The 21,165-nt window shown below is 69.5% G+C and carries 17 protein-coding genes; 13 read left to right on the top strand and 4 right to left on the bottom strand.

From position 1 onward, the window contains the following. Positions 1-45: 45 nt before the first annotated feature. From ACFSE6_RS04540 to ACFSE6_RS04530, 3 genes are all read left to right on the top strand, one after another. Positions 46-522, top strand: a complete 477-nt coding sequence (locus ACFSE6_RS04540) for an SRPBCC family protein (protein ID WP_388002650.1) — start codon at positions 46-48, stop codon at positions 520-522. Positions 523-574: 52 nt separating this feature from the next. Then, positions 575-886, top strand: a complete 312-nt coding sequence (locus ACFSE6_RS04535) for a hypothetical protein (protein ID WP_388002647.1) — start codon at positions 575-577, stop codon at positions 884-886. Between the two features lie 562 nt (positions 887-1,448). Then, entirely contained in the window at positions 1,449-2,843 is a 1,395-nt protein-coding gene (locus ACFSE6_RS04530) for an HNH endonuclease signature motif containing protein (protein WP_388002644.1), read from the top strand. 198 nt (positions 2,844-3,041) lie between these two features. Here the strand turns inward: ACFSE6_RS04530 and ACFSE6_RS04525 are convergent, their stop codons facing one another. From ACFSE6_RS04525 to ACFSE6_RS04515, 3 genes are all read right to left on the bottom strand, one after another. Next, the gene (locus ACFSE6_RS04525; protein ID WP_388002641.1) at positions 3,042-3,836 is read right to left on the bottom strand and encodes an LLM class flavin-dependent oxidoreductase; all 795 of its coding nucleotides are present in this window, start codon (positions 3,834-3,836) and stop codon (positions 3,042-3,044) included. 239 nt (positions 3,837-4,075) lie between these two features. Beyond that, positions 4,076-5,050 (bottom strand): hypothetical protein, encoded by a 975-nt coding sequence (locus ACFSE6_RS04520; protein ID WP_388002638.1) that lies wholly within the window; start codon positions 5,048-5,050, stop codon positions 4,076-4,078. Positions 5,051-5,167: 117 nt separating this feature from the next. Next, positions 5,168-6,751, bottom strand: coding sequence for a cation:proton antiporter domain-containing protein (locus ACFSE6_RS04515; protein WP_388002635.1), 1,584 nt, complete (start codon positions 6,749-6,751; stop codon positions 5,168-5,170). Between the two features lie 312 nt (positions 6,752-7,063). On the opposite strand from ACFSE6_RS04515, the gene ACFSE6_RS04510 reads away from it, so the two are divergent. Continuing rightward, positions 7,064-7,852 carry a carbon-nitrogen hydrolase family protein gene (locus ACFSE6_RS04510; RefSeq protein WP_388002633.1) on the top strand — a complete coding sequence of 263 codons (789 nt, stop codon included), beginning with the start codon at positions 7,064-7,066 and terminating at the stop codon, positions 7,850-7,852. 193 nt (positions 7,853-8,045) lie between these two features. On the opposite strand, the gene ACFSE6_RS04505 is transcribed toward ACFSE6_RS04510, so the two are convergent. Next, on the bottom strand, positions 8,046-8,348 hold the full coding sequence (locus ACFSE6_RS04505; RefSeq protein WP_388002630.1) for an iron-sulfur cluster biosynthesis family protein: 303 nt from the start codon (positions 8,346-8,348) through the stop codon (positions 8,046-8,048). A gap of 428 nt (positions 8,349-8,776) precedes the next feature. On the opposite strand from ACFSE6_RS04505, the gene ACFSE6_RS04500 reads away from it, so the two are divergent. The 9 genes from ACFSE6_RS04500 (at position 8,777) to ACFSE6_RS04460 (ending at position 21,145) form a co-directional block, all read left to right on the top strand. Next, positions 8,777-10,417 carry a peptide ABC transporter substrate-binding protein gene (locus ACFSE6_RS04500; RefSeq protein WP_388002627.1) on the top strand — a complete coding sequence of 547 codons (1,641 nt, stop codon included), beginning with the start codon at positions 8,777-8,779 and terminating at the stop codon, positions 10,415-10,417. A 186-nt stretch (positions 10,418-10,603) separates the two neighbouring features. Then, positions 10,604-11,530 carry an ABC transporter permease gene (locus ACFSE6_RS04495; RefSeq protein ID WP_388002624.1) on the top strand — a complete coding sequence of 309 codons (927 nt, stop codon included), beginning with the start codon at positions 10,604-10,606 and terminating at the stop codon, positions 11,528-11,530. Then, positions 11,523-12,497, top strand: a complete 975-nt coding sequence (locus tag ACFSE6_RS04490) for an ABC transporter permease (protein WP_388002621.1) — start codon at positions 11,523-11,525, stop codon at positions 12,495-12,497. Before ACFSE6_RS04495 ends, ACFSE6_RS04490 begins: the two co-directional genes overlap by 8 nt. Further along, positions 12,494-14,242 carry a dipeptide ABC transporter ATP-binding protein gene (locus ACFSE6_RS04485; RefSeq protein ID WP_388002618.1) on the top strand — a complete coding sequence of 583 codons (1,749 nt, stop codon included), beginning with the start codon at positions 12,494-12,496 and terminating at the stop codon, positions 14,240-14,242. The genes ACFSE6_RS04490 and ACFSE6_RS04485 overlap by 4 nt, the downstream gene beginning before the upstream one ends. A gap of 186 nt (positions 14,243-14,428) precedes the next feature. After that, positions 14,429-15,412 carry an ABC transporter permease gene (locus ACFSE6_RS04480; RefSeq protein ID WP_388004012.1) on the top strand — a complete coding sequence of 328 codons (984 nt, stop codon included), beginning with the start codon at positions 14,429-14,431 and terminating at the stop codon, positions 15,410-15,412. A 3-nt stretch (positions 15,413-15,415) separates the two neighbouring features. Then, the gene (locus ACFSE6_RS04475) at positions 15,416-16,390 is read left to right on the top strand and encodes an ABC transporter permease (protein WP_388002615.1); all 975 of its coding nucleotides are present in this window, start codon (positions 15,416-15,418) and stop codon (positions 16,388-16,390) included. Positions 16,391-16,407: 17 nt separating this feature from the next. Further along, a complete protein-coding gene (locus ACFSE6_RS04470) occupies positions 16,408-18,516 on the top strand; it encodes an ABC transporter ATP-binding protein (RefSeq protein WP_465254122.1) in 2,109 nt (702 codons plus the stop codon). Positions 18,517-18,724: 208 nt separating this feature from the next. Then, positions 18,725-20,443, top strand: a complete 1,719-nt coding sequence (locus ACFSE6_RS04465; RefSeq protein ID WP_388002609.1) for an ABC transporter family substrate-binding protein — start codon at positions 18,725-18,727, stop codon at positions 20,441-20,443. A 126-nt stretch (positions 20,444-20,569) separates the two neighbouring features. Further along, positions 20,570-21,145: a PH domain-containing protein gene (locus tag ACFSE6_RS04460; protein ID WP_388002606.1), complete on the top strand. Its 576-nt coding sequence runs from the start codon at positions 20,570-20,572 to the stop codon at positions 21,143-21,145. The last annotated feature ends 20 nt before the right edge of the window (positions 21,146-21,165 follow it).

The raw sequence follows: 21,165 nt of genomic DNA, 5'->3' as shown, positions 1-21,165 counted from the left end.
GCGGGTGGGTGCCGTCGCACCACCCTGGGCTGGTTTGATGGGCCCATGGCAACCGACGACGTTTCCCGCGTGGTCCGGGCGACCCGCGACATCGATGCGCCCGCCGACCTCATCTTCGACCTCATCGCGGACCCGGCTCAGCAGCCGCGGTGGGACGGTAACGACAACCTCGCGGAGGCGGCCCCCGGTCAACGGGTGCGTGCGGTCGGGGACGTTTTCACGACGCGGCTGACGAATGGTCAGGACCGCGAGAACCACGTCGTGGAGTTCGAGGAGAGCTCCTGCCTCGCGTGGCGGCCCGCAGAGCCCGGCAAAGAGCCGCCCGGGCACCTGTGGAGGTGGGAGCTCGAGGCCCTCGACGACACCCGCACACGCGTCACGCATACCTATGACTGGTCCGAGTTGCGGGACGAGAAGCGTCAGGCCCGGGCACGGGCGACGACGGCGGAGATGCTCAGCGCCTCCCTCGAGCGCCTGGCCGCGCAGGCGGAGGCCCCGCGAAGTCGGCCTGAGGCCTCCTGAGGGTGGTGTTGATTCCGCCTCGCGCGGGGCGCGAGCGCGGTAGAACGGCACCATGAAACGACAGACTCTGACGTCCTTCGGGGCCGGCGTCCTGTGCGCCAACAGCCTGCCGCACCTGGCAACCGCGGCGGCGGGCCACCAGCACATGACGCCACTGGCGGGCAAGGCGTCGAATCGGTGGGTCAACCTGGTCTGGGGCGGCGTCAACCTCGTCGGCGGTCTCGCCCTGGTGGCCGGCCCCCAGGGCGGCGGCAGGCGCTGGGGCCGTCGATATCACGCCTTCGGGTACGGCGTCGCCGCATTCTCGCTCTGGGCGGCCGTCGCCGAGCACATTTTTCCGTTGAACGTCGACGACGCCGCCTGACAGCACTTTCCCGGGCCACCCACCGTTGTTGTGCCGACTTGTCATTGTTGTGCCGAGTTGTCACTGTTGTGCCGAGTTGTCACTGTTGTGCCGACTGGTCATTGTTGTGCCGAGTTGTCACTGTTGTGCCGACTGGTCATTGTTGTGCCGAGTTGTCACTGTTGTGCCGACTTGTCGATCGACTACCGGTTCACTGGTCGGTCGCCGCGTACGTCGGTCGGTCTGCGTTGTCGGGGACCTCGGCCGGCGGCGCGAGCTTCTGCTGCTTCCGCCGGTTCGTCGGGCGTTCGCGGTGCGGCGTGCGCCTGTGACGGGTGCCTGTGTATCGGCACCGAATCCGGCCGGCCGCCGCCGTGATCTAGAACGCCGCGCTCTCCACAAGGGAGCTTTCGGGGCAGCTTATCCACAATGTCGAAAGCCACTCCCTGCCCGTGTCAGTGGCACTGCCTAGGCTGAGAGCACCAGGAATGACCGCAGCGGTGATTCCGCCAACGCCAGGATGTGTGGAGAAATGGGACACGGACCAGTTTCGCCGGGGGATTCGCAGCCCCGCGCGGAGCAGGTGCGGGCCCAGGTCGCGCGGGCGCTCGACGCGCTGGAGTCGGTGACCGGCACGGACCCGCACGAGCTGTCCGGCCAGGCGCGAGTTGAGGTGCTCGACCAGCTCGAGCAGGTTCGCCGTAGGGTCGAGTCGTTGACCTGCAGCGTCCTGGCCAGCGTGGAAACCGACGGCATGTGGGCCATCGGCGGCGCCCGCTCGTTCGCCACATGGTGGCGCCACCGCTCCGGTCGGAACCGGTCGACCGCTTCTCGCGAGGTTGCCCAGGCACGCGCCCTGCGTGACCACCTTCCCGTGACCGCTGCCGCACTGGCCGCCGGCGAGATCAGCGGAGATCACTCGGCGGCTATGGCCCGCCACACCGTCGACAGCCCCGCGAAACGGGAGCGATTGCATGATGAGGCCGTCGGTGAGGAAGCGCTCATCGACTCGGCGAAGCGGCTCGATGCGTCCCGGTTCGCCGTTCTCACGCGCCACTGGTCCCATCGTGCGGATCCGGAAGCTGCGGATCGCGCCTATGTGGAGGACAGCGATCGCGAAGAGTTCTACCTCGCCGAGACCACGGACGGCTACGTGCCCGGAGGCTGGCTCTCGAAAACCACCGGAAGGACTGTGCTCACCGCACTCAAGGCGCGTGTGGGCACGCCGGCCGCAGACGATCGCCGTACCCCTGGGCAGCGGCGCGCCAAGGCGCTCGCCGGCCTGGCGCACCTGGCGCTGGACTCGGGCGCACTCAAACCAGGAGCACGGATCCGCCCCCATCTCGCCGTGACGGTGACGTACGAGACCCTGGACGGCCTGATCTCCGCCACGGCGCCGGCAGGCGGTGCTCCGGAGCCACCGGCCGAGGGTGATGGGACTGACCGTCTCGCCGGCAGTCGGTCCGGTGGCGCCAGTGCGGAGGTTCCGCCCGACGACGGCGCAGCGGCCATCCCGGATCCGTCGCGCGTGATCACCGCTGATCTGGACCCGGCGGTCCTGGCCGGACTCGAGCCTGCCGTTTACGAGGACGGCACCCCGCTGGCGCCGTCGGAACTGGCTCGGATCGCCTGTTCGAGCCAGATCCATCGCGTGGTCTTCGGACCCGAGAGCGAAGTCCTCGACGTCGGGCGCGAGGAGCGGCTCTTCACCGCCGCCCAGACCAGAGCGATCGTCGCGCGCGACGTTCACTGCCAGTACCCGGGGTGCGACGCGCCGCCTGGTGACGGCGAGATCCACCACAGCATCTGGTGGTGGAGCCAGGTCGGCACGACGACCGTCTGGCTCGGGGTCCTGTTGTGCTGGCACCACCATGACCTCGTCCACCAACGACACATCAGCATCGAAAGACGTTCCGGCCGCTGGGTCTTCCGACGACCGGACGGCACCGAGATTGTCGCCGCCGAACTGATGGCCTGAGTCCGCGGAGAACGCAGGCTCGTCCACACACTCAGGCCCCTGCACAGCGGCCGTTCACCAACAGGGCTGGTCCGGCCACGCCGGCCGACGGTGCGTGCCGCCTCGGGCGTCCATGTCGCAGGGGAGTGCTCGTGGGCAGGACCGCGCACGCCGCAGGAGGAGGTGGGGACCGTCAGTACACGCGCTGACTGGTCATGGCTACAACAACGGCGCGATCGCCTCGATCAGCGGGCGCGGGTCCGGTGAGTCGCCGGTGGACAGCACGACCACCGTGTCCGCACCGGCATCGGTGAGCTGGGCGAACCGCTCGGCCAGCCGCGTCTCGAGGCCGCTCGGGTCGTGCGCCGGATCGGTCCCGGTGTAGACGACGAGGCGGGCATGCCCGTCGCGGCCCGCGGCTGCACGAGCGTCATCGAGCTGTGTGCGCACGGAACGCACGTGAGCGGCATCATCGCTGTCGAGAACCACGCCGTCTCCGAGCTCTCCGGCGAGTGCCACCGTCCGGCGTCCGCGGGCTCCGACGAGAAGCTCGGGCACCTCCGCCGGCGGCCAGTCCAACGCCACGTCGTCCAATCGGACGTAGCGGCCCGAGGCGTTCACCGTTTTGCCGGCGAGCAGATCCCGCACGGCTGAGGTGTGCTCGCGCAGCAGTGTCATCGGCGACTCGACGCCCGCCCCGACCTGCCGCATCCAGTCAAGAACGCCGTGCCCCAGTCCGGGCACGAAGCGGCCGGGAAACAGGCGGGCCACGGTTGCGATCTCCATCGCCGTGACGGCTGGGTTTCGTAGCGGCACGGGCAGCAGGCCGATCGCCACCCGGAGGTTCTGTGACCACGACAGCGCCGCGGTGGACGCCGTCAGACCCCCTTCCAGGAAGCAGTCCTCGAACAGCCACAGCTCGTGGATCCCGGACTGCTCCGCCGCCTCGACCACGCCGCGCAAGTCCTCCGGAGGCGATTGCGGAAGGAAGATGACACCCGTCGTCGCGCTCATGGCTCCATGCTTCCATCCCCGTCGGGCGGCAGCCATACGGTTTCCGCGGGTATGTGTCGGCCATCGGGGCCCGTTGTGGGCCGGCCAGGAATGGGGAGAGCGAGCGGCCCTGAGCACGCTGCCTGTCCGCAGCCGAGGCGAACCGGTCGAAAGCGACCGGCTCTCAGCGCCTTGCCTTGTCGGCGACCGAGGCGAACCGGTCGACGGCGCGCGGGTCCCGTACCGGCGCCCGCCCGAGTTCACCCGTCGCGGCGCCGACCCACAGTCCGACCGGGGCCCGTGGTGTTCGTGGTACCGGGCAGCGGCATGCTCGTCGTCCCCGGCATCGGCGCGTTCGGGGACGGGTACTTCCCGACGGTTCCCGACCGCGCCGGATCGATCGCCGCCCTGTCGCCCAACCGCTCCGCGACCCGATCACCCAGTCCGGGAGCCTCGTCGCCCGACGACGCGCGCTCACCCTGCCGGCCGGCCAGCCCGAGTCCGCCGCCCAACATCGTCGCGCCGATCACTGCGATCAATCCGGAGCCAAGCCACTCGATCGAAGCGGGCTCCACCTGCATCAACACACGGGCGACGTCCGGCCAGCCCAACATGGTCGCCCCGCTGACCACCAGCAGCACCGTCCCCACCACGATGAGCGCGCCCGGGGAACGCCGAACCGTCGAGGCACCGACGACGGTCAGCGCTGCTCCCGCCAGCATCATCCCCAACGGTGCAACCGCTGCCGGCTCGACGAGGTCGACCTGTCGGATCGCTGACGATCCGCCGGCGGCAATGACCGCGGTGCCGGCGAGCAGCGAGATGATTCCGACGATGACGGCGCCGGCGCCACGCCGCTCGCTCCGCGGCCGTGCCCCGAGCCCGATGCCGGTCAGCGTCGCACCGAGACTGACGCCGAGGCCCATCGTGAGGACGGACGTGAGGTACGGCGAGGTCGGCATGCCGGCCGGCCACCCGAACAGGAGCAGGACTGTTGACCCCGCCAGATGCGCCACGCCGACAGCGAGAGGGCCGGTCGGGGAGAGGCGGCCGGTGGCCGCCGCGAGGGCGAACAGGATGGCGGACAGTGCGATGAGCTGCACCGCAGTCGAATCCTCGAGCGGCGAGGAAGCGGTCATCAGGGCGCGCATCTGGTCCGCGCCTCCGGCGTTGAGCGCGGTCCAGCCGCCCGCCGAGAACAGCAGGGCAAGGACGAGACCGAGAAGCCCGCGCACGCTTCGACGGTAACAGTCGGGCCCGCAGGCAGGCTCGTGGGGGCAGGCTTCACTCGTCCCGTGCTGCGGCGGCGGGTCCGGCTTCACTTCTCCCGTGCTGCGGCGACGGTGCCGGCTTCACTCCTCCGGTGCCGCCGCGGCCTCGGCCGCCCCGTCGGCCAGAGCCGTCCCGGCACTGCCGTAGAGGTGGAAGACGACGTCCGCGCCGTGTTCGCGCAACTCGTGTGCGTCGTCGTCGTACTGCGCGATGGCCGCGACCCGTCCGGTGAAGCCCGTCCGCCGCAACTCCTCCAGCGCGGCCAGGTTCGACCCGTGGAAAGGCATCGCGAGTACCGCGATGCGCACGTCCCCGCCGCGATTGACCCGCAGCCAGAAGTCCGCGTCCGTCGCGTCAGCGAGCACGACGTCGAAGCCCGCCTCGCGCAGCGCCGTCGCGCGCGCCGTGTCGTGTTCGACCCCGATTACCGAGAGCCCGTACACCTCGGTGAGTTGCTCGTACGTCGACCTGCCGACCCTGCCCATTCCGAGCACCAGTGCCTGCGCATGACCGATGTCGATGGGTCGGTCGTCCGGGTGTAACCGCTCGACCCGTTCCGGCAGGCGTGCGGCCAGGCGGTCCACCGGCTCGTAGCCGAACCGGTTCGCGATCGCCGCGACGACGGGGCCGAGCGCGACGGCGAAGGCGATCACCGTCAGCCACGTCTCGGCCAGCAGCCCGGCCGCGACCCCGACCGAGGCCACGATCAGCCCGAACTCCGAGTAGTTGCCCAGTGCCATTCCGGCGAGGAACGACGTGCGGTAGCGCAAACCCATGGCGCGCATGAGCAGCACGAAACCCACTGCCTTGACCGGCAGGAGCAGCAGGAGCAGCACAGCGAGGCCGGCAGCCTCCGCCGTCGGGGTCGCCGCCATCCCTACGGAGACGAAGAACCCGACCAGCAGCAGGTCCTTGACGGTCAGCAACGACTTCGCGACCTCGCCCGACGCCGGGTGCGAGGCGAGCAGGACGCCCATGACCAGTGCACCGAGATCCCCCTTGATCCCGACCGCCTCGAACAGGGCGTAACCGGGCAGCAGGGCCATCGCAAGACCGAACAGGGTCTGCATCTCTCCGTGGCCGACGTGATCCCACAGGCGGCGAAAGCCCCACGCCGCCGGAACGAGCAGCACCAACGCCAGGGCCCACGGACTGGGCGGCTCGCCCTCCGAGGTCACCAGGAAGACCACGGCGGCGACGTCCTGCACCACGAGGATTCCGACGGCGAGCCGGCCGTACAGCGACTGTGCATCACTGCGCTCGTCAAGGATCTTCACGACGAAGACCGTCGAGGAGAACGACAGCGCGAACGCCACCAGCGCCAACGTCCGCGCGCTTTCGCCCGCGAGGAGATGGAGGCCGACTGCCGCGAGGAGGCCGAGGAGCGCAGCCGCGGCGACGACGCTCGCCGCCGCGTGCGCCACCGTGGTCAGCCAGACCTCGCGGCGCAGCAGAAACCGCACGTCCAATTTGAGGCCGATGCCGAAGAGCAGGAGCGTGACCCCGAGGTCGGCGAGCATCTCCAGACCGGGCGGTTCCTGAAGTCCGGCCGCGTGCAGGCCGAAGCCGGCGGCGAGGAAGCCGACCAGGGGAGGCAGGCGTGCCAGCCGCGCCACCACACCGGCGGCCAGGGTAGCGGCGAGCACGGTGAGGAAGGCGGCCAAGACGAGCTCCGACGTCGGGGCAGGGCGATTCCGACTCTATCGAGAGGCCGCGCGCTCCTTGGCGCGGACGGGAGCCTTGTTGCGGACGCGAGCCTTGGTGCGCACGCATTCCTTGGTGCGGACACGAGCCTGCGATCGGCACCGGAGCGGGGATGGAGGGCGCTCGGGCACCACAACCGCGAGTCGGCACCACCAGCCGCCAGCACGCCGCCGCCCGTCAGACCAACCGGCCAGTCAGCACCACACCGCCTGCCGGTCCCGCCGCTCGAGCTCCGGGCGCCGCGCGGTCCAGCTCGCCGTACGCTCGGCATCATGCGTATGGCGGTGGCTCAGTTCGACGTGACCGAGGACAAGGACGCCAACCGGGCGGCGATCGGTGACCTCACGGCCCGCGCGGCGAGGCAGGGCGCCGAACTCGTCCTGTTCCCGGAGTACGCGATGACCTGGAGCGCGCGACCGACCGCCGATGGTCTGCGCGCCGAGGCCGAGGCCCTGGACGGTCCCTTCGTCACCGCCCTCGGGTTGCTCGCCCGCGACCACGGCATCACCGTCGTCGCCGGGATGACCGAAGCGACGGGGGAGCGCCCGGCCAACACAGTCGTCATCGCGGGCCCCGACGGGACACGTGCCGGCAGCTATCGCAAGGTGCACCTGTACGACGCCTTCGGTGACCGCGAGTCCGACCGGCTGATCGCTGCGCCACCCGAGGCGATGGTGCTGCCCGTCGGCGACCTCACGGTCGGCGTCATGACGTGTTACGACCTGCGGTTCCCGGAGATGGGCCGCTTCCTCGTCGATGCGGGCGCCGACGTCCTGCTCGTGCCGGCCGCGTGGATGGCCGGACCCGGGAAGGTGGCGCACTGGGAGGTGCTCGTCCGCGCCCGAGCACTGGAGAACACGAGTTACGTTCTCGCTGCCGGCCAGTGCGGCCGGTACCGCACCGGACGGTCACTGGCAGTCGACCCCTCGGGCGAGATCCTCGCCTCTCTCGATGAGGAGCCGGACGTCGCCGTCGTCGATGTCGAGGCGGCCACGATCGAGGCTGTGCGGCATCGCAACCCGTCCCTCGCCAACCGGCGGTTCGACGTCGTGCCACGGTGAGGCTTGAATCCGTCCTCCCGTGAGATCCGGGGCCCACCTCCCGTGAGATCCGGCCCCACACGCAACGTGGCCACGCCCTCGAACTGAGAGCGTGGCCACGCTGCGTATCGGAAGAGCCGGACAGCCGCCCGACCGAACCGGACAGCCGCCCGATCGTGCGGGCGCGCCGGCCGATCCGGCGTTCTCCCCGGACTCAGGCCTCCTGAGCCTCCTCGGGCTGGTCCTGCGGCTTGAGGCTGAACCCGATGCCGTCCTGGGTCTGGCCGGCGTCGAGCGTGTGGCTGGAGAGGATCGGGGAGGTCTCGGCCGAGACGAAGACGCGGGCGTCCTCGGTCTCGATGACCTCGTCGCTCGCCTCCGGCTCGGTCACCAGGCTCATCTCGAGCTGGCTCTGGTCCTCGGTGAGAGCGATGCGCACGCCACCACTCTCGGGAAGGTTGGCCTCGCTGGTCAGGCCCTTGACGGCGGCCTGGGCGTTGTCGGTCAGGGTGAGCACTGTGTCTCCTGTCGTCGGTGCGGTGCTGGGCCGGCACGAGGCCGGGCCGGGTGACGCCTACGCCCACCGTCGGCAGTACGCACGCGCCTCGGACATCTCCCACGGTTGTACGGGCGGTGGCGCACCTGCAACCCGCAGGGAAAAACCATGGACACGACACACCAGGCCGCCCGCCGGTCTTCCGGTCCCCGAATCCGCGGCACCGTGCCGATCACACCCGGTGCACCCGGCGTGGTGGGCTTGCCCCGGATGTGTCGTCGGTCTCACAATGCGGTCACGATGTTGTAACGATCGGGCCCGCGGATTCGGTGACACTTCGCACGCGTCTTAGGGTCCTACCCAATCCCGCTGCCGGGGCCGGGTGGCCCTGTGCCGAAACAGCCGATGGCGCAGCGGGCGAGCAGTCTGCTCAGTCACCAGGAGGAACATTGAAGACCAGGCGTACCGCGGGCATTGCTGCGTCCGCTATCGCCGCCGCGCTCGTCCTCGCCGCCTGCGGCGGGTCGGGCGACGACGGCGGCAACGGATCCGGAGACGGCGGTGAGGGCGAGGGTGCCGGCGGCGGCATCGTCTCGGTCAACACGAACGAGCCGCAGAACCCGCTCATCCCGACCCACACCAACGAGAACGGCGGCGGCAAGGTCATCACGCAGCTCTTCGCCGGGCTCGTCTACTACGACGCCGACGGCGAGGTGCACAACGAGGTCGCGGAGTCCATCGAGACCGAGGACAACCAGACCTTCACGATCACCCTCGAGGACGGCTGGACGTTCTCCGACGGCTCGCCGGTGACGGCCAACAGCTTCGTCGACGCCTGGAACTACGGCGCGCTGGCCTCCAACGCGCAGAACAACAGCTACTTCTTCGAGTCGATCGAGGGCTTCTCCTACGAGGAGGACAGCGAGCTGACCGGCCTGGAGGTCCAGGACGACCTGACCTTCACCGTCACGCTCAACCAGCCCGAGTCCGACTTCCCGATGCGCCTGGGCTACTCGGCGTACTACCCGCTGCCGGAGTCCGCGTTCGAGGACATGGAGGCGTTCGGGGAGAACCCGATCGGCAACGGCCCGTACATGATGGACGGCGAGGGCGCCTGGGACCACGGCAACAGCATCAGCCTGGTGCCGAACCCGGAGTACGCGGGCGACCGCGAGCCGCAGAACGGTGGCGTCGAGTTCGTCATCTACGACAACGAGGACTCGATGTACAACGACCTCCTGTCGGACAACATCGACATCGTCGACAACATCCCGGCCTCCGCGTTCGCCACCTTCGAGGAGGAGCTCGGCGACCGGGCCACGAACGAGCCCGCCGCCACCATCCAGGTGCTCAACGTGCCCGAGTACCTCGACCAGTACGCGGGCGAGGCGGGCCACCTGCGCCGCCAGGCGATCTCCATGGCCATCAACCGCGAGGAGATCACCGAGGCGATCTTCAACGGCAGCCGGACCCCGGCGGTCGACTTCACCTCGCCGGTGATCGACGGCTGGACCGAGGACGTGCCGGGCAACGAGGTGCTGGAGTACGCACCGGACGAGGCGGCTGACCTGTGGCAGCAGGCCGAGGAGATCGAGCCGTGGGGCGACGAGCCCATCCTCATCGCGACCAACACCGACTCCGACCACCAGGCGTGGGTCGAGGCGGCGTGCAACTCGATCCGCAGCGCGCTGGACGTCGAGTGCCAGATGGACGGATACCCGACGTTCCAGGAGTTCCTGGACGACCGTGACAACGAGGCCGTTCGCGGCATCTACCGCGGCGGCTGGCTCGGTGACTACCCGACGCTGAGCAACTTCCTCGCGCCCATCTACACCGAGGGCGCCGGTTCCAACGACATGGGCTACGCGAACGAGGAGTTCGAGCAGCTCGTGAGCCAGGCGAACGCCGCCGAGACCCCGGAAGAGGCCAACGAACTGCTGATCCAGGCGCAGGGCGTGCTCTTCGAGGACTTGCCGGGTATCCCGCTGTGGTACCAGAACACCACCGGTGGGCACTCGACCCTCGTGGACAACGTCGAGTTCTCCTGGAACGGTGACCCGATCCTCTACCCCGTCACCAAGCAGGAGTGATCGAGACCGCAGCGCAACGTCGCTGAAGCCGGCGAGGGGCGGGGCTGCACAGGTCCCGTCCCTCGCCGCTGCCGTGCCGTGATCGCTCGAGGCCGTCGAGACGGCGTATCGTGCACGCGGTCGCGGCCGGAGATCCGGTCGCATTGACGTGTTGGCCGTCGGCCGAGAAAGAAGGAGACCAGGCTCATGCTCCGGTACATCGGGCGCAGAGTGCTGCAGCTGATACCCGTGTTCCTCGGGGCGACACTCCTCATCTACTTCATGGTGTTCTCCATGCCGGGGGACCCGGTCGCGGCCCTGGGCGGTGAGCGCGGGCTGCCGGAGCAGGTGGCGGACCGTATCCGCGAGCAGTACAACCTCGATGAGCCGTTCCTCATCCAGTACCTGCTCTACCTCAAGGGCGTCGTCACCCTGGACTTCGGGGTGACATTCTCCGGCCGCGAGGTCATCGACGTCGTGGCGGACGCGCTGCCGGTCACCTTCCAGCTCGGCGTCATGGCGCTGATCTTCGAGGCCGTCCTCGGCATCCTGCTCGGTCTCTTCGCCGGCCTGCGCCGCGGTGGCGTGTTCGACGCCACGGTGCTGGTCGTCAGTCTCTTCGTCATCGCCGTGCCGACCTTCGTCATCGGCTTCGTGCTGCAGTTCTTCGTCGGGGTCCAGCTCGAGTGGCTGCCGGTGACCGCCGGGAACGATCCCGACTTCGAGAGCCTCCTCATGCCGGCGATCGTGCTCGGCGCCGTGTCCCTGGCCTACGTGCTCCGCCTGACCCGCACGTCGGTCGCGGAGAACCGCGCCGCGGACTACGTGCGCACCGCCACCGCGAAAGGCCTGAGCCGCGGCCGGGTGGTGCGGGTGCACGTCCTGCGCAACTCGCTCATCCCGGTCGTGACCTTCCTCGGTGCCGACCTCGGCCAGCTCATGGCCGGGGCCATCGTCACCGAGGGCATCTTCAACATCAACGGCGTCGGCGGGACCCTGTACCGCGCGATCATCGGCGGGGAGTCCTCGACCGTCGTCTCGCTGACAACCGTGCTGGTCGTGGTGTACATCCTCGCGAACCTGCTCGTGGACCTGCTGTACGCCGCCCTGGACCCGAGGATCCGCTATGCCTGAGAACACCGACGGCGGCCGCAGCCCGGTGGCTGCGCGGCGCCACCAGGAGCACTTCTTCGCCGAGACGGACGAGACGGGCCTCGGCGCCGTCGACGCCGTCGACGACTCCGGGGCCCCCTCGTCGATGTGGTCCGAGGCGTGGCGGAAGCTGCGCCGCCGGCCGATCTTCTGGGTCTCGGCCGCCATCATCGTCGTCGTCTGCGTGGTCGCGCTGTTCCCGCAGCTGTTCACCTCGATCGACCCGCGCCGCGACTGCGACCTCGGCAACTCGTACGGTCCGCCGGCACCCGGCCACCCCTTCGGCTTTGACCAGCAGGGCTGCGACATCTTCTCGCGCACCATCTACGGCGCGCGGGCCTCGGTGACGGTCGGCGTCCTGGCGACTGCGATCGTCATCGTCGTCGGGGCGACGATCGGCGCCGTCGCCGGATACTTCGGCGGCTGGATCGACTCGGTGCTCTCGCGCCTGACCGACATCTTCTTCGCCATCCCCATCGTGCTCGCCGCGATCGTCATCATGCAGGTCTTCACCGACCGTGACGCCGTGATGGTCGCCGTCGTGCTCGCCTCGTTCGGCTGGACCAACATCGCCCGCATCACGCGCGGCTCGGTGATGAGCGTGAAGAACAACGACTTCGTCACCGCGGCACGCTCCCTCGGCATGGGCCGCGGGTCCATCCTCGTCCGCCACGTGCTGCCCAACGCGGCCGCGCCGATCATCGTCTACGCCACCGTGGCGCTCGGCATCTTCATCGTCGCCGAGGCGACGCTGTCCTTCCTCAGCCTCGGACTGCCGGAGAACATCGTCTCCTGGGGTGGTGACATCTCCGCCGGCCAGCGCGCGGTGCGGACCAACGCCGAGATCATCTTCTACCCGGCCGGAGCCCTCGCCCTGACGGTGCTCGGCTTCATCATGATGGGTGACGCCGTGCGCGACGCCCTCGACCCGAAGCAGCGTGAACGATGACCACCACCTCCACCGAGACGCAGTTCGCCGGCGACGTCGACCCCGACACCCCGCTGCTCGAGATCCGCGACCTCGAGGTCGCGTTCAAGTCCTCCACCGGCATGGTCCCCGCCGTGCGCGGCGCGAACCTCACCGTCTACCCGGGCCAGTCCGTGGCGATCGTCGGCGAGTCCGGCTCCGGCAAGTCGACGACGGCGCACGCGATCATCGATCTGCTGCCCGGGACCGGACGGGTCACGGGCGGATCCATCCGATACCTCGGCCGCGAGCTCGTCGGTGCCTCCCGCAGCGAGATGGAGGAGCTCCGCGGCCAGGAGATCGGCCTGGTGCCGCAGGATCCGATGTCCAACCTCAACCCGGTGTGGAAGATCGGGTTCCAGGTCCGCGAGGCGCTCATCGCCAACAACATCGCCTCCGGCAAGGAGGCCGACGCCGAGGTCACCCGGGTCCTCGAGGCCGCCGGTCTGCCCGATGCCGAGCGGCGCGCCCGCCAGTACCCCCACGAGTTCTCGGGCGGCATGCGCCAACGTGCCCTCATCGGCATCGGACTGGCCGGGCGCCCACGGCTGCTCATCGCCGACGAGCCCACCTCCGCGCTGGACGTCACGGTCCAGCGCACCATCCTCGACCACCTCGAGGGCCTCACCCGCGAGCGCGGTGTCGCGGTGCTGTTCATCACCCACGACCTCGGCCTCGCCGCCGAACGCGCCGAGCACCTCGTGGTCATGCACCGAGGCCGGGTGGTCGAGTCCGGCCCGGCCCGGCAGATCCTGCGCGAGCCGCGCCATCCGTACACCCAGCGGCTCGTCGCCTCGGCGCCGTCGCTGACCTCGCGGCGCATCGAGAGCGCCCGTGAGCGGGGCCTGGAGTCCGAGGAACTGCGCGCCCACGAGGACCTCGACCTCGACCGTGCCAAGCACATCGTCGAGGTCAGCGACCTCACCAAGGTCTTCCAGCTGCGCGGCGGCGTTCCGGGCACCGGGCAGGCGTTCAAGGCCGTCGACGACGTCTCCTTCGCCATCCCCCGCGGATCCACCACCGCGCTGGTGGGGGAGTCCGGGTCCGGCAAGTCGACCGTCGCCAACATCCTGCTCGGCCTGCTCGAGCCGACGTCCGGCAGCGTGGTCTTCGAGGGCACCGATCTCGCCTCGCTGGACCGGCGTGGCCTGTTCGACTTCCGGCGGCGCGTCCAGCCGATCTTCCAGAACCCGTACGGCTCGCTCGACCCGATGTACTCGATCTTCCGGATCATCGAGGAGCCGCTGCGAGTCCATCGCGTAGGCACCAAGGCCGAGCGCGCCCAGCGTGTGGCCGACCTGCTCGAGATGGTGGCGCTGCCGCGCTCGACCATGCGGCGCTACCCCAACGAGCTCTCCGGCGGCCAGCGCCAGCGCGTGGCGATCGCGCGTGCGCTCGCGCTCGAGCCCGCGCTCGTGGTGTGCGACGAGGCGGTCTCGGCCCTGGACGTGCTGGTCCAGGACCAGGTCCTCACCCTGCTGGACAAGCTGCAGTCCGAGCTGGGCCTGACCTACCTCTTCATCACGCACGACCTCGCCGTCGTCCGGCAGATCGCCGACGAGGTGGCGGTGATGGAGAAGGGCCGGATCGTCGAGCACGCCACGACGGACGAGGTCTTCGACAACCCGCGTCAGGACTACACCCGAGAGCTGCTGGCCGCGATCCCCGGTGCCTCGCTGGAGATCGGGCCGGACGTCCCCGACGTCGCCGACGGCGGTGGGCGCTGAGCCGGACCGACACTCCGGCTCGTCACCACGAGGCAACATGTTGGCAACGAAGCGACAGTTAAAGTGGGCCGGCGTCGGCCCCGGGCCGGCGTCGGCCCGACCGGCCGGTGCCATCCGTCCGACGGCGAACGGAGGCGACCCGGACCGGGTCGGCGCTCGTGACCCGTACGACCCGAAAGCGTGACCATGCTCCTGTTCATCTCACGCAGGTTCCTCAACTACCTGATCCTGCTGTTCATCGCGGTCTCGCTCGTGTACCTACTGGCGGCCACCACGCTCGACCCGCGTTCGCTGTACCTCGAGCGCAACCCGCCGATCGACCCGCAGACCATCGAGGACTCCCTGCAGGCGTACAACCTCAGCAACAACATCCCGCTCCTCGAGCGGTACTGGACCTGGCTGACCGGCGTCGTCACCCAATGGGACTGGGGCCAGGCGCCGTTCGGTGAGCACGTCAACGACGAGATCGGCGTCCGGATCTGGGTCTCGCTGCGCCTGGTCACCCTCGGCTCGTTGTTCGGCATCGTGATCGGCGTCGCGGTCGGCGCGTGGACGGCGGTGCGCCAGTACAAGACGTCGGACCGCGTCATCACCCTCTTCTCCCTCATCCTCATCTCGACGCCGATCCTCGTCATCGCCGTCGTCCTGCAGCTCCTGGCGATCCAGGCCAACAACGCCCTCGGCTTCCAGCTGTTCGAGTTCGTCGGCGAGACCGGCCAGACCGGCGACTACCCCGGCGCGGAGCTCGTCGACCGGCTCCAGCATCTGCTGCTGCCGACGCTGTCGCTGGCGCTCAACGGCATCGCGTTCTACAGCCGCATCCAGCGCAACCTCATGCTCGACACGCTCGGCGCAGACTACGTGCGCACCGCCCGTGCCAAGGGCCTGCGGCGCGGCACGGCCCTGCGTAAGCACGCGCTGCGCACCTCCCTCATCCCGACCGGCACCTACTTCGCCTTCACCGTCGCCCAACTCGTCCTCGGTTCGCTGTTCGTCGAACTGATCTTCAACTGGCACGGCATGGGCATCTACGGCGTCCAGGCGATCCAGCAGATGGACGTGCACGGCTCGGTGGCGTTCGCGGCGTTCGCGGGCGTGTGCGTGCTCATCGGCGCCACGCTCTCGGACGTGCTCGTCGCCGTCCTGGACCCCCGAGTGAGAGTGAGCTGACCCATGGCGATGAACTCCGGACTCGGCACCGACCCGGCCCTGAACTCCGGCGGTCTCCAGCAGAATCCGGCTGCCCCCGAGGGTGAGGCCGACGAGCAGCCGGACACCCGCCGTCTCTCGCGCGGCCGCATCGTGCTGCGGCGGTTCCGGCGCAACAGGACCGCCGTCGTCGGGCTGATCGGGTATCTCCTGCTCGTCCTCGTCGCGCTCGGCGCCCCGCTGGTGCTGCCCTACGGCTACCGCGAGGTCGACCAGACCGCGTTCCTCCAGCCGCCGGGCGGCGACCACCTCCTCGGCACCACGCAGGCCGGCCGCGACGTCCTCGCGCTCACCGTCGAAGGTCTGCGCAAGTCGATGATGATCGGCCTCGGCGTCGCCCTGCTGCAGACCGTCATCGCGGCCACCGTCGGCGCCTTCGCCGCGTACTTCTCGGGCTGGTTCGAACGCGTCGCGCTGTGGGTGATCGACCTCCTCCTCGTCGTGCCGAACGTGCTCGTCATCGCGATCATCATGACCACGTGGGGGAGCGGCAGCAGCGGCTCCGTGCTCACCCTGATCATCCTGCTGTCGGTGCTCGGCTGGATGCTCTCCGCCCGCGTGGTGCGGTCGATGACGCTCGGGGTGAAGAACCTCGAGTACGTCACCGCCGCGCGCTACATGGGTGTCTCCGGCCCGCGGATCGTGTTCCGCCATCTGCTGCCGAACATCTCCTCGCTGCTCATCATCGACGCGACCCTCGCCGTGGCCGCCGCGGTGCTCGGCGAGACGACGCTGTCGTTCTTCGGGTTCGGCGTGCAGGCCCCGGAGACCTCGCTCGGCACGCTCATGTCCGAGGGCCAGCGGATGGCCGCCACCTACCCGTGGATCTTCCTCGCCCCGGCCACCGCGCTGACGCTGATGCTGGTGTTCATCAACTTCGTCGGTGACGGCCTGCGCGACGCACTCGACCCCTCGTCCAAGTCCGGAGGCCAGGCGTGAACATCCGCACCCGATCCGTGAGCCGCGATGCCGGACCAGGAGCCGCTGTGCCGAGAAGTCAGGACGGCGTGCCGGTCCTCGCGGTCGACGACCTGAGCGTGCGGTTCCCGTCCGAGGACGGCGTGGTCCACGCCGTGCGCGGGGTGAGCTTCGAGGTCGGCGCCGGTGAGGTCCTCGCCGTCGTCGGCGAGTCCGGCTCCGGCAAGTCCGTCACGTCCCAGGCGGTCATGGGGCTGCTGCCGGAGAGCGCCGACGTCAGCGGCTCGGTCCGGCTCCACGGGGCGGAGCTGCTCGGCCGCTCCGACGCCGCCATGTCGCAGGTTCGCGGTAACCAGATCGGCATGGTCTTCCAGGACCCGCTCTCGGCCCTGACCCCCGTCTACACGGTCGGCGACCAGATCGTCGAGGCCCTGCGCATCCACGGCGGCGTCTCGGACAGACAGGCCCGTACGCGCGCCGTCGAGCTGCTCGACCTGGTCGGCATCCCCAACCCGCAGGTGCGGTTCCGGGCGTTCCCGCACGAGTTCTCCGGCGGGATGCGCCAGCGCGCGATGATCGCCATGGCAATCGCCAACGACCCCGACCTCATCATTGCGGACGAGCCGACGACGGCGCTGGACGTGACGATCCAGGCGCAGATCCTCGAGGTCCTCAAGACGGCACAGCGGGAGACCGGGGCCGCCGTCGTCATGATCACCCACGACCTGGGTGTGGTGGCCGGCATCGCCGACCGGGTCGCCGTGATGTACGCCGGGCGCGTCGTCGAGCACGGCGCGGTGGACGACATCTACTACCGGTCCACGATGCCCTACACCATCGGCCTGCTCGGCTCGCTCCCCCGACCGGACCAGGAGGAGAAGACGGCGCTCGCGCCCGTGGAGGGCAACCCGCCGTCCCTGCTCGACCTGCCGGCCGGGTGCCCGTTCGCACCTCGGTGCCCGCTCGCCGTGGACGTCTGCCGCGAGGTCGAGCCAGCGCTCGAACACACCCGCGGGCACGCGGATCACCGCTCGGCCTGCCATCGCTCGAGCGAGATCGTCCGCGGCGACCTGGACCACGCGGACATCTACCCTGTGCCGCCGGTCATCGAGGCCGAGCTCGCGCGGCGCCGGCGTGACGAACGCGAGGAGGTGCTGCGGGTCGACGGCCTGAAGAAGCACTTCCCGCTGACCAAGGGCGTCTTCCGCCGCCGCATCGGCACCGTCCAGGCGGTCGACGGCATCAGCTTCGACATCCGGGCCGGGGAGACCCTCGGCCTCGTCGGCGAATCCGGCTGCGGCAAGACGACGACGCTGCTCGAGGTGCTGGACCTGACAACGCCGCAGGACGGCACGATCGTCGTCCTGGGCAACGACGTCTCACATGTCGGGCGCAGCGCCCGCAAGCAGCTGCGCCGCGATCTCCAGGTCGTCTTCCAGGATCCGATGGCCTCCCTCGACCCGCGGATGCCGGTCTTCGACATCATCGCCGAACCGATGACGGCCCATCGGGTGCCCAAGACGGAGATCGAACGTCGGGTGCGTGAGCTCATGGGCCTCGTCGGCCTGGAGCCCTCCCACGCCAACCGTTACCCGCAGCACTTCTCCGGTGGGCAACGGCAGCGCATCGGCATCGCCCGCGCCCTGGCGCTGGAACCCAAGCTGCTGGTCCTCGACGAGCCGGTCAGTGCACTGGACGTCTCCATCCAGGCCGGTGTCATCAACCTGCTCGACGAGTTGCGCGCCAAACTCGGCCTGTCCTACCTGTTCGTGGCGCACGACCTGTCGGTGGTCCGGCACATCGCCGACCGGGTGGCGGTGATGTACCTGGGACGCATCGTCGAGATCGGCGAGGTGGATCAGGTCTTCGAGCACCCCACGCACCCGTACACCCAGGCGCTGCTCTCCGCGATCCCGGTGCCGGACCCGGAGAAGGAACGTGAGCGCGAGCGGATCATCCTGCGCGGGGATCTGCCCTCGCCGGCCAATCCGCCGTCGGGATGTCGGTTCCGGACCCGCTGCCAGCGGTTCCTCACGCTGAGCGAGCAGGAGCAGCAGTTGTGCATCGAGGAGGATCCGGCTCTGCGCCGCATGGCGGCGGACCAGGAGTCGGCCTGTCACTATGCCGAGGCCGTGGAGGTGTTCTGAGCGCTCGCCGCAGCGATGCGGCCAGATTTCGGCGGCTGTTAACCGGCGGTCTCAATTGGGTCACAACTCGACCCGAATCCGCCGGCAGGTGCCGGAGGTCACATTCGAACATGGTTCAGTACTCGTCATCGAGCGTGCCGCAGCCGTGATCTGCGCCCCGGCGGAGACTTCCGCGCACGTTCGCAGCAATCCGACGGAGGTTCACACAGTGCGCACGACAAAGGGTGCCGCGATCCTCGCCACCAGCGCCGCTATGGCGCTGGTGCTGGGAGCATGCAGCGGCGGCGGCAACGGGGGAGGCGGCGACGACGCCGGCGGTGGCGGTGGCGAAGGAGCCGTCGTCGAGGGCGACGGCGACGTCATCGACATCAACTCCCACGCCCGCGAGGACCTCGAGCAGGGCGGCACGCTCCGCATCGCCATCGGCGAGGGCCTGCCGAGCCAGTGGAACCCCATGCACGTCAACGGCAACGAGGGCGACATCGACGACGTCCGCGACCTCATGGCCGTGCGGATGTGGGACTACGACGCCGAGGGCGTGCCGAGCCCGAACCCCAACTACCTCGAGGACTACGAGGTGGACGACTCGGGTGACCAGCAGGTCGTCACGCTCAACCTCAACCCGGATGCGGTGTGGAACTCGGGCGAGTCGATCACCTGGGAGGACGTCGCCGCCACGCTGACCATCTGCGACGGCACGAACGACGTCCAGTGCGTCCAGACCGGCCCGTACGAGGCCATCGAGTCCGTCGAGCAGGGCGAGAACGAGTTCCAGGTCGTCATCACCTACGACGGGATCCGGCCGGACTGGCAGTCCCCGCTCGACGAGGTCGTCCCGGCCTCGGCGATCGCCGACGACCAGATGTTCAACGAGCGGTGGCTGGAGTACCACGAGGAGGACTGGACCGGCCCCTACGTCATCGACGACATCAACGACGCGCAGCAGATCATCACCCTCGTTCCCAACGAGAACTGGTGGGGCGACGCGCCGCTGCTGGACGAGGTCCAGTTCCACGCGATGAGCACCGAGTCCCAGCCCAACGCCTTCCAGAACGGTGAGCTGGACGCCTTCGAGGTCGGCCCGGACCCGAACGCCTACAACACCGCCTCTCAGGTGGCCGACGCCGAGATCCGCACCGCCGCGGCCCCCGACTGGCGGCATGTGACGTTCAACTCCGAGGCCGGCGTGCTCCAGGAGCTCGAGGTCCGTCAGGCCATCCAGAAGGGCATCAACCGCGAGGCCATCGCGGCCTCCGACCTCGCCGGCCTGCCCGAGGAGCTGCAGCTCCAGCTCGGCAACCACCTGTACGTCAACGGTCAGGACGGCTACCAGGACAACACTGGCGAGTTCGCCTACGACCCGGACGCCGCGAGCGCCCAGCTCGAGGAGGCCGGCTGGGAGATGAACGAGGAGACCGGCATCCGCGAGCGGGACGGCGAGCCGCTGCAGGTGCGGTTCATGGTGCTCACCGGCGTGCCGGTCTCGGAGAACGAGGGCCAGCTCATCCAGGAGCAGCTCCGCGAGATCGGTATCGACGTCCAGCTCCAGCAGCAGGATGTGGCCACCTGGGGCGAGGCGTTGTCGAACGGCGACTTCCAGATGATCGCCTTCTCCTGGCTCGGGACGCAGTACCCACTGGCGAACATCGCCCAGATCTACGGCAACCCGGAGACCAACGAGTCCAACTACGCCAACCTCAACAACCCGGAGCTCAACGAGCTCATCCGCGAGGTGGACTCCGAGGCTGACCCGGAGCGGCGGACGGAGCTCGCCAACGAGGTCGACCAGATGATCTGGGAGTCCGGGCACACGCTGCCGCTCTACCAGCGGCCGCAGATCTACGCGACGGTCAGCAACCTGGCCAACTACGGCGCCTACGGGTTCCACCAGATGCGCCCGGAGAACTGGGGTTACGTCGCCGAGTGATCTGCTCACTCGCCGCCGCGACCCCACGGTCGTGATCGAGAGGGAGGTTCTGGCTGCCACGCGCAGCCGGGGCCTCCCTCTCGTCGTGCGCGGCCGGTGCGGCTGTGTCGCGAGAGGATGACTCCCATGAGTTCGACCCTCCTGGTCCGCCCGTGGCCGAGCAGACGGATGGCGATCGCCTGCTGGGTGGCCTGCGCCCTGGTCGTCGTCGCCGTGTTCGTCAACGGCGGCTTCGCTGAGCTGGCGGCGTACGGGCCGGTGGCGCTTGCGGGAGCCGCGCTGGCCTGGGCGGTATTCTGGGAGCCGCACGTGCGCGTCGATGCCGACGGCGTCGACCTCGCGAACGTGTGGCGGACCGTCACCATCCCGTGGGGCGCGTTGGAATCGGTGGACACCCGTTGGGGTCTGCGCCTGGTGACGACGACGAAGCGCTACTCCTCGTGGGCGGTGCCTGCCCGTAGCCGGTACCGCCGGCCACGACCGGACGAACCGACACCCGACCTGCTCGACCTGCCGCCCGAGACCGGGCAGACCGTCTCGGCCAACTCCGAGGAGGTCGGCCGTGTCATCGAGACCCGGCTGCTCGCCGGCGCCGGCGGTGGGGAGACCGCGACCGTGACAGCACGCGCCAACGCCCGATCCATCGGCCTCGTGCTGGGCTCGGCCGCGCTCGCGGCGTCGACGATCGCGCTGTTCGGCTGAGGCGGTGTGCGCGGCCGGTG

It is taken from the genome of Georgenia deserti, assembly GCF_042680605.1.
Classification (GTDB): domain Bacteria; phylum Actinomycetota; class Actinomycetes; order Actinomycetales; family Actinomycetaceae; genus Allobogoriella; species Allobogoriella deserti.
Note: the sequence above shows the minus strand (reverse complement) of the source record. Positions and strands in the feature narration are given on the sequence as shown.

Coding starts and splice junctions, on each gene's coding strand:
- ACFSE6_RS04540 (WP_388002650.1), top strand. CDS start 46: ATGGCAACCGACGACGTTTCCCGCGTGGTCCGGGCGACCCGCGACATC.
- ACFSE6_RS04535 (WP_388002647.1), top strand. CDS start 575: ATGAAACGACAGACTCTGACGTCCTTCGGGGCCGGCGTCCTGTGCGCC.
- ACFSE6_RS04525 (WP_388002641.1), bottom strand. CDS start 3,836: ATGAGCGCGACGACGGGTGTCATCTTCCTTCCGCAATCGCCTCCGGAG.
- ACFSE6_RS04510 (WP_388002633.1), top strand. CDS start 7,064: ATGCGTATGGCGGTGGCTCAGTTCGACGTGACCGAGGACAAGGACGCC.
- ACFSE6_RS04495 (WP_388002624.1), top strand. CDS start 10,604: ATGCTCCGGTACATCGGGCGCAGAGTGCTGCAGCTGATACCCGTGTTC.
- ACFSE6_RS04490 (WP_388002621.1), top strand. CDS start 11,523: ATGCCTGAGAACACCGACGGCGGCCGCAGCCCGGTGGCTGCGCGGCGC.
- ACFSE6_RS04485 (WP_388002618.1), top strand. CDS start 12,494: ATGACCACCACCTCCACCGAGACGCAGTTCGCCGGCGACGTCGACCCC.
- ACFSE6_RS04480 (WP_388004012.1), top strand. CDS start 14,429: ATGCTCCTGTTCATCTCACGCAGGTTCCTCAACTACCTGATCCTGCTG.
- ACFSE6_RS04475 (WP_388002615.1), top strand. CDS start 15,416: ATGGCGATGAACTCCGGACTCGGCACCGACCCGGCCCTGAACTCCGGC.
- ACFSE6_RS04460 (WP_388002606.1), top strand. CDS start 20,570: ATGAGTTCGACCCTCCTGGTCCGCCCGTGGCCGAGCAGACGGATGGCG.